General features: G+C 50.2%; 9 protein-coding genes and 2 pseudogenes. 4 read left to right on the top strand and 7 right to left on the bottom strand.

The annotated features are described in order from the left end of the window. The first annotated feature begins 15 nt into the window (after nt 1–15). Nucleotides 16–459 (top strand): hypothetical protein, encoded by a 444-nt coding sequence (locus tag LC084_RS01980; protein ID WP_226568895.1) that lies wholly within the window; start codon nt 16–18, stop codon nt 457–459. A 9-nt stretch (nt 460–468) separates the two neighbouring features. Here the strand turns inward: LC084_RS01980 and LC084_RS01975 are convergent, their stop codons facing one another. Then, complete coding sequence (locus LC084_RS01975; RefSeq protein ID WP_226568893.1) at nt 469–1,659, bottom strand: sulfurtransferase; 1,191 nt, start codon at nt 1,657–1,659, stop codon at nt 469–471. A gap of 15 nt (nt 1,660–1,674) precedes the next feature. Beyond that, nucleotides 1,675–2,247: pseudogene (locus tag LC084_RS01970) on the bottom strand (LysR substrate-binding domain-containing protein); the annotation flags it as partial. Here LC084_RS01970 and LC084_RS01965 point away from each other — a divergent pair. Then, nucleotides 2,240–2,776 (top strand): annotated as a pseudogene (locus LC084_RS01965) (NAD-dependent dehydratase); the annotation flags it as partial. The pseudogenes LC084_RS01970 and LC084_RS01965 sit on opposite strands and share 8 nt — an antisense overlap. A gap of 55 nt (nt 2,777–2,831) precedes the next feature. Here LC084_RS01965 and LC084_RS01960 read toward each other — a convergent pair. Continuing rightward, a complete protein-coding gene (locus LC084_RS01960; protein WP_226568890.1) occupies nt 2,832–3,128 on the bottom strand; it encodes a hypothetical protein in 297 nt (98 codons plus the stop codon). A 345-nt stretch (nt 3,129–3,473) separates the two neighbouring features. Between LC084_RS01960 and LC084_RS01955 the strand changes: the two genes are divergently transcribed. Further along, complete coding sequence (locus LC084_RS01955) at nt 3,474–5,780, top strand: FepA family TonB-dependent siderophore receptor (protein WP_226568889.1); 2,307 nt, start codon at nt 3,474–3,476, stop codon at nt 5,778–5,780. Between the two features lie 84 nt (nt 5,781–5,864). On the opposite strand, the gene ybiX is transcribed toward LC084_RS01955, so the two are convergent. The 4 genes from ybiX to LC084_RS01935 all read right to left on the bottom strand — a co-directional run bounded on the left by ybiX (nt 5,865) and on the right by LC084_RS01935 (nt 11,612). Next, nucleotides 5,865–6,542 carry a PKHD-type hydroxylase YbiX gene (gene ybiX / locus LC084_RS01950; RefSeq protein WP_226568887.1) on the bottom strand — a complete coding sequence of 226 codons (678 nt, stop codon included), beginning with the start codon at nt 6,540–6,542 and terminating at the stop codon, nt 5,865–5,867. A gap of 46 nt (nt 6,543–6,588) precedes the next feature. Beyond that, entirely contained in the window at nt 6,589–8,874 is a 2,286-nt protein-coding gene (locus LC084_RS01945) for a catecholate siderophore receptor Fiu (protein ID WP_226568885.1), read from the bottom strand. 552 nt (nt 8,875–9,426) lie between these two features. Continuing rightward, nucleotides 9,427–9,984, bottom strand: coding sequence for a sugar O-acetyltransferase (locus LC084_RS01940; RefSeq protein WP_226568883.1), 558 nt, complete (start codon nt 9,982–9,984; stop codon nt 9,427–9,429). A 185-nt stretch (nt 9,985–10,169) separates the two neighbouring features. Beyond that, entirely contained in the window at nt 10,170–11,612 is a 1,443-nt protein-coding gene (locus tag LC084_RS01935) for an MFS transporter (RefSeq protein WP_226568881.1), read from the bottom strand. A 226-nt stretch (nt 11,613–11,838) separates the two neighbouring features. Between LC084_RS01935 and LC084_RS01930 the strand changes: the two genes are divergently transcribed. Further along, complete coding sequence (locus tag LC084_RS01930; protein ID WP_226571107.1) at nt 11,839–13,116, top strand: DUF2254 domain-containing protein; 1,278 nt, start codon at nt 11,839–11,841, stop codon at nt 13,114–13,116. Nucleotides 13,117–13,120 lie beyond the last annotated feature (4 nt).

Raw genomic sequence — 13,120 nt, 5'->3', positions numbered from 1 at the left:
ACCAGGAGATAAATCATGAAACGTACAACATTACGCAAACTGCAGGCAGCTATGGTCATCGCCACTCTGGTTGGCGGTTTTTCACTGGCCAATGCGGCAACCGAAACGCCTCAGACCGGTAATGCCGTAATTACCGATGCTCAGGCACAACAGCATTTCCAGACCATGAACACCCTGCGCCAGAAAGTCTTTGATACCCAACAGGCGCTGGATGATGAGTACAACCAGACCAAACCCGATCAGGCAAAAATTGCCTCGCTCACCCAACAGCTTGGTCAGTTAAATGCCCAGTGGTATGCCAGCCGTAGTGCATGGCATACGCAAATGATGAATGCGGGTTATACCCGTGGCCCACGCGCCGATAATGACGGTGGTCGAGGTTACGGCATGGGCTATGGAATGGGTTATGGTATGCGTAACGGTGGCGGCTGTGGCGGTTACGGTATGCGCGGCTGGTAAGCCGTTGGGTTACCTGCTCTGCGAGTCTTGGCGGCTCCATTCATACCAGCCGCCATCATACAGCGCAATATCACCCCACCCCATTGCCCTGGCATAAAATAATGCGGCGCTGGCCCGCCAGCCCGTGCCGCAATAAAACACTACTCGCTGGTGCGGGAAAATACCTTCACCAGCCCACAAGGCTGCCAGTGCATCTGCCCGTATCATAGTGCCATCGGGGTTAAGGAAATCCTGAACCGAGCCATTATCTTCACCGGCATGGCCCCAATGTGCACCCGGAATATCCCCTGCGGCTTCAATATACGTGTAACCACTGGTTTCCCCCCGGTGTTCCACCAGGCTGCGCACACTGACAAGGGTGACGGCCGACTGTCTCCGCCATGTGCTCACCTGGCTTTGGTCAACAAACAGCGCAGTATCTGGCGTGAAGGCAGGCATAGTTTGAAGTGGTGCTGGCTTGTTCCCGCTGCCAGCTTCTACAGGCAGCCCGGCCTGTTGCCAGCTATGCCAGCCACCATCAAGCAGGCGAACATCTTTTACTCCGGCATACAGCAAAATAATGGCAACCCGTGCCGCGGCACAATCACCCCGGCTGTAGAGAATAACCGTGGTGTCTGGCCCAATACCTTGCTGGCGTAGCATTTCCATGAGTTGTGCATCAGGTAATTTATTCCACAGTGGGCCACCTTCTACTTCACGGGTATCAAGATAGCCAGCCCCAGGAATATGGCCTTCAGCATACACACCCGCCGTATCAAAACCGGCTTCCAGTAGCACCCAGTTTGCCTGAGGAGCAGCAAAAACCGGGCTACCATGCTGCAAGGCCACCAGCCACTGGGGGTAAATCAGCGAGTGAAACCCCGCCTGGGTGTGTAACCGTTCGGGAACCTGAAATGCATCATTCAGGTAATACAGGGCGTTAATGCCACACTGTTTCAGGCGCAATGCCACTTGTTCATTGCCAGCCTGCGTGCCATAAAGCGCGACGGGGCTATCTGCCTTAATGTTCTGGCTACATAGCCAGTTTCGCAGTGAATTATTGCCCATGACCGCAAGCCAGGAAGCAGCCAGGTTAATCGCACCCGGTTCATGGCCTTGTGTTCCCCCGGTTTCCTGCGGCCAGCCGTTATAGAAAGCACTGTGCCGGGTATCAATAATCACCCCACTATGGGCGCTGACAGAGGTAAATGGGCAATACACGGTTATCCCCTTTTTTTACTCTTTACCAGATTCACTTTGACCCGCTATTTCAGCCAATACCGATGCACCAATATCCAGGTTATTCAGTTCCGCCAACAACGCATCCACTTTAGGGAGCAATTGCTTACGCCGTGGCCAAACAAGGTTAAGTGCCAGGCCATCGGGCTGAATACCCGGAAAAATGACGCGTAGTTCACCGGAGATCAACTGTTGGCGTACCAACCAGGTGGGCATCTGGCCTATTCCCAGCCCAGCACAGACCGCCTGAACCTGAGCATCGACATCGCCCAGTGCCATTCGGCAAGGTGCTTCACACCAGTATGCATGCCCGTCTTCCGTGGTCAGTAACCAGGGTTTGGCACTGCCATCCACCCGCTCATACAAAATCGCTTTATGCTGCAGCAGTTCAGTACGGTTTTCGGGTTGCCCGTTTTGTGCAAGGTAGCCAGGTGAGGCACAAAAGACCATTTTTTCCCGCCCCAACAGGCGGCTTCCTAAAGAAGCAGGTAAATCGCCGGTTTGGCCGATGCGTATCGCAACATCAATACCCTCTTCAAATAAGTCTACAAAACGGTCTGAAAACGCCATGAATATGGGCCAGACGCTGGCAGTCTACGCCATATTGTGTAAAGAGAAAGGATGGCCGTTTATTTTCCCCGGCTCACAAGCGCAGTGGAATGGCATATCTGATATGACTGATGCCAGTTTACTGGCTGAACAGTTGGAGTGGGCAGTTCAGAGCCCTGAGGCTGCCAATGAGGATTTCAATGCTGTTAATGGTGATGTTTTCCGCTGGAGCTGGATGTGGCCGCGTATTGCCAGTTATTTTGGTATTGAAGCGGCTCCGTACCCGGCACAGATGATGCCCCTTGAAGGGCGCATGCAAGACGCAGCCACAGCCTGGCAGGAAATAGCTCAACGCCACAACTTAGCTGAGCACGATATTCACCGCCTGGCGTCCTGGTGGGACACTGATGCCGACCTCGGCCGCCCAATGGAGGTGTTCACGGATATGAGCAAAAGCCGTAAAGCGGGTTTCGCGGGTTACCGTTGCACTCTGGATTCTTTCACTCAGTTGTTTGATACCCTGAAGCAACACAACATTATTCCGCAATAGCGTGAAACCGGTACCGTGCTGCATTTTCCGGTGCCGGTTATACACATCTGGCGGGTTAACTCTTATGGCTTTCCCGCCAGTCTTTAATCATGTCACGCGTCACTTCTTTTTTGTAGCAAATGGGGGAATACCCCCCAGGCTTACTCCAGGCACTACGCCTGCCACACGAGCTTCCGTTACGCGCGCTGTTGTACGGGCACGCACAGACCCCTGGGTAATCAGCAATGGATTCATCAATAATTGCCTGCTTCACCTGGTCATCGGAAACGCTACTTTTCGCGGTAGCTGGCAGGCAAAGAAAGCCTAGCGCCAGTAATCCAGATACGGCAGATACCCTTGCAAAAGTGTTCATCACACTGCTCTTTTTTAAGAATATTCTTAAAATAATTACATATCTGCACATGAAATCAACTGAAATCACTTTTTAGCCACAGTGCTACAGCGTAGTTTTACGGTGCCAGTAAATTATTTCACTCCCCCTTGGTTAAGTGGTGCCTCGCCTCTGATTTTGCTTCCCGTATAACCACCCAGGTAGCATGTTCCTGTTTTCTACTCCAGTAGCTTGCCCATTATTGAGTCTCAGTTTCTGGCAATTTAGATATATCTTCTTCTTTACAAATACAAATAATAATGATTATCATGCGCACTCAATTAAAAAATAATTCTATTTATCTCAATAACTACATGGTGTAACACTATGTCTCATCTTATTAGTGGCAGGAAAACACGTCTCGCAATCGCCATTGGCATACTGGTTTGTACCAGCCAGTCTCAGGCAAATTCAGATAACGCATCCGTTACCGATACTTCGCAGAACACACCGGTGAATACCCCCGCGCAAAAATTGCCTCATAAACAGAGTTCCCAGGCAAAAAGTGCGTCAGATAAAGACGCAAGCAGTGCTGCTGAAGATACAATTGTGGTTAATAAAGCAGAAGAAAAACTCAAACAGCAACCCGGCGCTTCGTTAATTACTCAACAGGACATAGAAAAATCACCGCCAGTCAATGATTTGTCGGAAATCATCCGTAAAATGCCTGGGGTGAACTTAACTGGCAACAGTGCAACAGGCAGCCGGGGGAATAACCGCCAGATAGATATTCGTGGTATGGGCCCGGAAAATACCCTGATTCTGATTGATGGCGTGCCAGTTTCCTCCCGCAGCTCTGTGCGTTACAGCCGAACTGGCGAGCGCGATACGCGTGGCGACTCAAACTGGGTACCACCAGAAATGGTGGATCATATTGAAGTATTACGCGGCCCGGCTGCGGCGCATTATGGCTCAGGGGCAATGGGGGGGGTGGTGAATATTGTCACCAAACGCCCAACCAATAACTGGCATGGTTCCCTTTCGTTATTCACCAATCAGCCCGAAAACAAAAAAGAAGGCGCAACAAAGCGCATGAACTTCAGCCTGAGCGGGCCATTGATTGACGATGTATTAACCATGCGTTTATACGGCAATATCAATAAAACCGATGCTGATGCATACGATATCAACACCAGTGAGAATGGTTCCTACGCAGCTGGCCGTGAAGGGGTGCGTAATCGTGATATCAATACCATGCTCCAGTGGAAAATTAACCCGCAACAATTCCTCGATTTTAATTATTCCTACAGCCGCCAGGGCAATATCTATGCCGGGGATACCCAGTACAGTAATAGCAACATCAGTACTCTGGTTCCAACCTTGTATGGGCACGAAACAAACCGGATGTACCGCCAACTCTACAGCCTGACACACAACGGGATTTGGGACTGGGGGCAATCAAAATTAATTCTGAGTTATGAAGATACCCATAACACCCGTCTGGATGAAGGATCTACCGGGAAAGTTGAAGGGATGATCAACAGCGATACATTCAACACCAGCCGCTATAAAACCTGGCGTATCAACAACGAATATACCGTGCCATTTAGTTTGTGGGTGGATCATACACTGACGTTGGGTGGTGAATGGAGCCGGGAAGAACTTAATGACCCGGCGTCAATGGAAGCAACGGATGCCAGCGGCATCGACATCAATGGTGTATCAGGTGACCCATCCCAGCGCAGCAGCAAAAATGCCCAGGAATTAAGTGGACTGTACGTGGAAGACACTATTGATGCGTTTGATGGCACCACGTTGATCCCTGGCCTGCGTTTCGATTACAGCGATCGCTTTGGCAGCAACTGGAGCCCCAGCTTTAACTTCCAGCAAGAACTCGGCGATGAAGTGATGCTGAAAGCCGGGATTGCCCGTGTATTTAAAGCCCCTAACCTCTACCAGTCCAGTGAAGGTTACCTGCTCGCAAGCAGCGGTAATGGCTGCAATATTGGCACAAGTAATGGTTGTTACTTAATGGGTAACAGCAACCTGAAACCTGAAATCAGTGTGAATAAAGAAGTCGGTTTGCAATGGACACACAAAGACTACAGTGCCGGGCTGACTTACTTCCGTAACGATTACCAAAATAAAATTGTGGCCGGAGATACATCTCTGGGAACAGTGGCGGTTGCCGGAAGCTGGTATTCATCAAATTATGATATTTACCAGTGGCAAAATGGCGGCAAGGCCCTGACTCAGGGGCTGGAAGCCAACCTGACTCTGCCAATAGTGGAAGACACGCTGAAGTGGCGCACCAATGCGACCTATATGTTTACTTCGAAGTACAAATCAACTGGCAACCCGTTGTCACTGATCCCTAAATATACAGTGAATTCCTGGCTTGACTGGCAAATCACGCCAGATGTGTCCACTACACTGAGCTGGACAATGTATGGCCGCCAGCACCCACGTACAACTGCGGAAATACGCAAAGAAGCCAGTGGGTTATCTGACACTATTGTCGGTGCGTATGCCATTTTCGGTGTAGGTGTGAATTACGAGTACAGCAAGAACCTGCGGTTCAATGTCGGGATCAGTAACTTGCTGGATAAACGCATCTACCGTGAAAATGAAGGGGCTTCAACCTATAACGAACCAGGCCGCGCATATTATGCAGGTGTAACTACTTCATTCTGATGGCCTGATTAGCTCGATTTTCCACCAACACGGCGCAACAACTGAGTATGCGCCGTTTTTTATCTTCCCATCCCCAGTTTCGTCTCAAACCTCGGTCCAGGTACGTAATAAGTTGTGGTACATGTTGAGTAACGACAGAAGTTCCTCGCTGTCGCCATGGCGGGCTTTGAGGCTCTGAATCGTATTATCCAGCTCATATAACATGGCGCGTTGCTTTTCATCCCGAACCATTGACTGGATCCAGAGAAATGAAGCCACTCTGGCACCTGATGTCACCGGGGTAACACAATGCAGGCTACTTGAAGGGTACAGCACCAGGTGCCCGGCGGGTAATTTCACCCGGTGTTCACCGTAGGTATCTTTAATGACCAGCTCCCCGCCTTCGTAACTCGCGGGCTCGCATAAAAACAAGGTGGCGGATAGATCTGTACGCATCCAGCCAGCATTACCATTTTGCCTGACTGCGCCATCCACATGAAAACCATAGGTTTCACCTTGTTGGTAGCGGTTGAATAATGGGGATGATAACGCTCGAGGCAATGCAGCAGAGAAGAATTGAGGGTTGCGGTTAAGGGCCTGCCTGACTGTATTTTGCAGTGCATCATACAACGCAGTCTGGGTGTTAATTTGCTGGTTCTGCTTCACCAGTGCCCCCTGGTTGCCAACCGTTGCCCGCCCATCGACCCATTCAGCCTGGGAAAGCTGGGCGCTGAAGGTAGTCAGTTCGTCTGACGTCAGGACATCAGGAATGTGATACATCATGATGGTGTTCTCTCAACATGTGGGGCCGCAGCCCCACACAAGTTCGTTAAAAATGCACGTTGGCTGTCAGCAGGAAAGTGCGAGGTGCTCCCGGATGATAGCGGTAGCCGCTCTTATTAATAGAAGCGACATAATCTTTGTCGAAGATGTTATATACGTTGAGTTGCAGGTCGAGATTCCGGTTTACGCGGTACCCGAGTTTGGCATCTGCCACCCAGTAACCTTCCGTGTGATCCGGTGTTCCCACCGCCCCATCACTCCCCCGGCGCAAGCTCCCCACATAACGCGCGCCGGCCCCAACAGAAATAGCGTCCGTTGCCTGGTACTGGCTCCACAGGGTGAAAGCGTGTTTGGGTGTATAAGCCAGGGCTGATGAACCATCCTGTGCCACGGTATCCCCTTCTTTCACTGAGGCATGCTGCTGGGTATAACCCATACTGACCTGCCAGTCAGGCGTGATATTGCCAATGGCAGATAGCTCATAACCTTCCACCCGTTTCTTACCGAACTGGGAATAAGTGCCATCGTCATTGCTGGCGACTTCATTCTCGATGTCGGTGCGGAACAGTGCTGCGTTCAGCAACAGGCGCTTATCAAGGATTTCCCACTTGGTGCCGATTTCACTGGATTTGGCTTTCTGGGGTTTAAAATCTGTCCGGTTCGCGCTGTTACCACTGCCACCAGCAGCAAGAGCGAAGGTGCTGCCACCCGGCGGTTGCTGGGAAATGGCATAGTTGACATAAATATTGCCCTGCGAAGTCAGGCGGTAAAGTGCCCCTGCTTTCCAGTTCACCAAATTACCGGATTTCGCAGTATCAACTGTCGTTACCGGCGTTCCAGTTGAGGCACCTGCCGGGCAGGCCACAGCACGCCGCCCTGTTCCGCCACACGCTGTAGCACTGTTGTAGTCCGTGTGATAGTTATCAAGACGTACGCCACCATTAACCTGAATGCTGTCGGTCAGCGCCAGTGTGTCAAATGCGTAAATACCAAACGTGTCTGTCTGCCCATTCGCATTCGCGCCATTGCGTGACAGGCCACCCACAGAAATACTGCTGATGGGGTGGTAGATATTCACAGCTGGCGGCGAAATAGCATCCACGCCGTAGTTGGTCTGTTTCTCACGGGTAAACTCAACCCCTGTACTGACATCATGGCCAACAAAGCCGGTATGGAATTTCGATGTTAAATTCGTTTGGTTAGTGAGAATGCTGTTGCTGACATCTTTGGTGTTAGCCAGGCGCGACCAGGTCCAGGTATCCACATTATTACTATCAGGCTGGGTAATATTGCTCGCGCCGCCCATGACAGCGGTCAGCAGGTACTTCTGCTTCACACGCGACCAGCGGGTGGTGTTGCGTATCGTGGTGTTGTCGGTTAAATCATGTTCGAAACGCAGGGTAAAGCTGTCTGTTGTGGACTTATCAAAATCAGAATCAGTACCGTAGTAGTTTTTCGTGTTCACTTTACCAGAGCTATTCAGAGCACTGGTGGCTGAAGAAGGTGCTGAATACCCTGGCAGGCCAACAGTTGGAATTCCGCCATCGGGTGTATTGTTCTGGTGAACATGAAGGTAATTAATATACAGGCGCGTTGGTGTATCCAGGCCAAAGGCTAATGATGGCGCCACACCATAACGCTCATTTTCTATATTGTGCCGGCCTGCATCATGGGTTTTCTCCCCCATCAGGTTCAGGCGAAAGGCGCTGTTTTCCCCGAATGCCTGGTTGTAATCCAGCGTGCCACGGCGCATCCAGGCGCTGCCGATACTAACAGATGCATCTAATCCCGAGTCCAGCCGGGGTTGTTTACTGATCATGTTGATTGAGCCTGAAGGTGCGCTACGGCCATAATCAGTGCCTGCTGGGCCTTTAATGACTTCAACCTGCTGAGTGTTAAAGGTGTCTCGGGTCACACTGCCAATATCGCGAATACCATCAACATAAATGCTGTCGGAAGTATCCATACCGCGCATATACACCGAATCTCCCGTAGAAGAACTGCCATTTTCCCCTGCGTAAAATGCCCCTACACCAGGCACATTTTTCAGTGCATCGGTCAGGTTTGTTACCCCCTGGTCTTTAATCAGCTGTTCAGGGATAACCGTCACAGTTCGGGTTGTATCCACCAATGGTTGGGTAAATTTAGGGTCTGCAGATACACCCGGTAAATAGAGTGAAGGCGCTTGCGCCTGGACCAGCAGGGTATCTTCTTTTTTCTGTGCCGTGTCATCGGCAGCATGGACAACAGGTGTTGATGCTCCAAGGCATAACCCGGTGAACAACGTGAGTGAACTAAAGCTGCCAAAAGGCTGGTTGCGATTTTTATCCATGTTAAATAAAGGTTTTTTATTGTTATGCAGGTATCACCGGGCAACCAGGCAGCGCAACAACCTGCCGCCTGGTTCTCATTCCATACTACATAGCCCGAACATCAAATGATAAAGATAATAATTATCATTTTGATTATCATGCTTACACATTTCCTCCATTTTGTGAATACATTTCATTACGTAAATTCACATAATCAGCACATTTGAATGAAATATGGAGAAAATATGCAGCCAGGTTAAATGAAATGTGCTGTAAAAAAACCAATACCGTAATCGTTACCTGGATTACCTGGAGCAGTTGCCAGGGGGGGACATCTGCCAGCAAAGGTAATATCTGAATGTTAAGCAGATGGCAGCAACAAAGCGGAAGAGTTGATGAATGTTGATAATGTGGCAAAAACTATAAAAATGATGGCAGAGGTTCCCGGCAGCGCTGGTGCACAGGAAATGACCATTATGGCAAACCAGATGCCTTACGTTGGGCGTGGTTGATTGATGTAATGCACCAGGGCTGCCTTTGTCCTGGTGCATTACACTGCCAATACTTGGGGTTTAATCGGCTTTACGAATAACGCGGGCTGGGTTCCCTACAGCCAGCATACCTGCCGGGACATCTTTGGTGACCACACTCCCAGCGCCAATCACAGCGCCATCACCAATGGTAACGCCCGGCAATACAGTGACGTTCCCGGCTATCCATACATGGTTGCCAATGGTTATGGGTAAGGTTGTGCCAATATGGCCGTCCCGTTTGCTTGTGTCCATAGGGTGTAACGCGGTATAGAACGACACATTCGGGCCAATAAAAACATGGTCGCCAATCGTGACGTAACCCGGATCCAGTAAAGTAAAATTGAAATTGATAAATACATGATTGCCGAGCGTTGTTGTACAGCCATAATCGACACGTAACGGCTTCTCAATATGAACATCGTCCCCTACTTTGCCGAAAATTTCCCGAATCAACGTGCTCTTTTGGGAAACATCTCTGGCCCCACACTGGTTAAACTGGTCCACCCTGTCGCGGGTGCAATAACGAATTTCCACCAACTCAGCATCGTTAATCCAGTATTCACGGCCTTCCACCATGGCCTCAAATGCAGCACCCATCGTTATTTCCCTCATTGCTATATGTTCAGCCTGGCTCGCAATGCCTGGTCATGTAAACCGTGCGGCACAGTTGCGCGAGTCTTTCACTGTTTATTGCGCGGTCGGAACGATTTAACAAGAGGGGCAACATAGCAGGAAACCGGTTTAGCGGTTTCCTGTATGTTTTCAGTGTGTTTATCCATGATTCAGTCAGGTGAACCGGTATTTTTCTCTTTATCAGTTTTTACTGCGTCATCCGTTTTAACTGCGCTGTCGGCTTGAGCGGTGTCATTCTGATTTTCCATTTCACATGATTGCGTTTCTTCCCCGGCGGCTGGCGAAGTGCTCGCTTGTTCTTCTGCTTCCTCAGAAGTTTCTGTTTCCTCGTCCGTATTGACCATTGCAGCCTGGATATCTTCTTCTTCAAGAACCGGGTTCAGCGCGGCTCCAATTGGAGAAGTTGCCAGGCTGTCTGGCATAACTACGTGAGGTAAAGGCACTTCGGTTGTAGGTACGGGATGCACTTTTACCGGGCGGTTAAGCAGCGCAATGACCAATGCACAGCAGGCGAAAAAGATATACAGCATATTGCTGCCAAGGGGTTGCATTACTGCACCGACTATCAACGGCCCAATGCTGGCACCAATACCGAATGCCATTAACAGGCAGGCGGTCAGTGAAACCCGCCGCTCTGGTATCACCTGGTCATTGGCCAGGGCAACCTGAAGGGGATAAAGGGAAAACTGCATCATACTGACAGCAAAGGCAATGCCCAGTAAGAATTGATAAGGCAGCGATAGCAGAATACCCGGCACCAGAGCAAAAATGGCGTACAGCAGTGCAATAATAAATAGCAGGCGCTGGCGGTCAAAGCGGTCTGAAAGCCAGCTTAACGGGAATTGAGAGACCAGGCCGGCGAAAATCGTCAGGCTCATAAACATACCGGTCTGCTCTGTAGTGAAACCTTTAGCGCTGGCAAATACCGGGGCCAGGCCGTAAAACGCGCCAATCGCCATGCCACTCACCAACGTAGTCGCCAGTAATTTGGGAATGGTACGGACAAAATACCCCAGTTCCATAGGCGCTGGAGACATCGCTTTTGCATTGGTTCGGGTAGTGAGCGCAATAGGAACCAGGCACAGAGCAAAACACAACGCCACAATCAGCAATGTGCTGATGCCAAAACCCGTTTGCACAGTAAGGATAACCTGGCCACCACTGAGCCCCAGGTAGGTCGCAATCATGTACAAACCAAAAATAACACCACGCTGGGAAGATTCAGCCTGATCATTGAGCCAACTCTCCAGTACCATATACTGGCACATCATGCACAAACCAATGACCAGGCGCAGGAAAATCCACATGGGAATGAAGTTGGTTAGCCCGTGGCCTATCACTGAGGCGGTAATGATCCCCGCACAGGCGACATAAGCACGAATATGCCCCACTCTGGCAATCAGGTTATGCCCGACTTTTCCCCCTATCACTAACCCCACATAGTTAGCCGCGATAATGGCGCCAATCAGTGTGCCGCTCACCTGCTCATGGGCAAGGCGCAACGAAACATAAGTGGTCAATAACCCGGAACCCAACAGCATGAGTAAGGTCGTCACATACAAGGGTAAAAACGCATTAAGAACTTTTCTCATCGGGCTCCCTGTCACTACTTCGTTAGACAATAAGCAAATACATAAAGATAGCCTCCTTGCCAGTATGTGGTTACCAGTAACGCCCTGTCACCCCCTTTTATTCCCAGTTTTAAAGATATTCACTATCACAGAAAGACTGCCGGGCATGGGGAAACTTACTGTATTATTACTATGATTGCCCTTCAGGTAGCCACAATACGCCTACACGCTTTGCACGAGGACGATGATGATTTCACGCTGGCAGTTTGTTCTGAGGCAGACTTTCCATAAGCTCTGGTTCAGAGCTACCCTATTCGCCATTGCAGCCATTCTCACGGCGCTCATTTCCATTGCGGTAAAGTCATTTATCCCCCCAGCGTTTTCAGGGATTGTCGGCGCTAAAGCGGTCGATAATATTCTGAATATTCTGGCGTCCAGCATGTTGGCGGTCACAACTTTCTCCCTAAGCATTGTGGTTACCGCCTATGGTTCTGCCACTACCAATGTTACCCCTCGTGCAACCCGCCTGGTGGTGGAAGACACGACAACGCAAAATGTCCTCGCTACATTTATTGGCTCTTTTCTGTTCAGCCTGGTGGGAATTATTGCCCTGAACATGGGGGCTTATGGCGAACGGGGCCGAGTGATTCTGTTTGTCGTCACGTTAGTTGTCATTGCATTGATTGTGCTGACACTTTTACGCTGGATTCAGCATCTCACTTCTCTGGGGCGAGTAGGGGAAACCACAGCACGGGTGGAAAAAGCAGCGTTGCAGGCATTTCAGGCACGAGCGGAATCCCCTTGTTTGGGCTGTTTCCCATGGGTAGAAAGTGGCACTCAGCCGAAAGGCACACAGGCCATTTTTTCATCTGAAGTGGGCTATGTTGAACATATTGATATTGGGAAACTCGCAGCAATACTTTCTGATAGCCCGGTCCATGTTTACCTGGCCGCGCAACCCGGTAGCTTTGTGCACTCTTCCCAGGCAGTGATGTTCACCACTGAAACATGTAGCGATGAGTTTAAACAGCGCCTGTTATCCTCCTTAAGTATTTCAGATGCCCGTTCTTTTCATCAGGATCCGCGGTTTTGTTTGTGTGTTATGGCTGAAATTGCCTGCCGGGCACTGTCACCCGCGGTAAATGACCCCGGCACCGCTATTGATGTGATTGGCCGTGCTGTGCGGGTATTGTCGGTGTGGGCTGAACAATCAGAAAAATCAGACCAACACGCGCAGGTTCTTTATCCGCAAATTCATCTTGCCCCTTTAAGCCCGGCTAACCTGTTTGACGATATTTTTTCCCCTGTAGCGCGCGATGGCGCTGCGATGCGGGAAGTGCAATTGAGGTTGTTAAAATCACTGGCAATGCTGGCAAATGCCTGGCCGGAACGCTACGCCAGTGTAGCCCGCAAACATGCAGAAGAAGTGATGAACCATGTCACACGAGCCGGGCATATACAGCCAGACCTGGTGTTACTGCGCAGCACTTTTGATGCACTGTTTGCCGGGCATATGCCTGGTTAGCGTT

Source organism: Mangrovibacter yixingensis, from assembly GCF_020523985.1.
In the GTDB taxonomy this organism is placed as follows: domain Bacteria; phylum Pseudomonadota; class Gammaproteobacteria; order Enterobacterales; family Enterobacteriaceae; genus Mangrovibacter; species Mangrovibacter yixingensis.
This window is presented reverse-complemented; position numbering and strand designations above follow the sequence as displayed.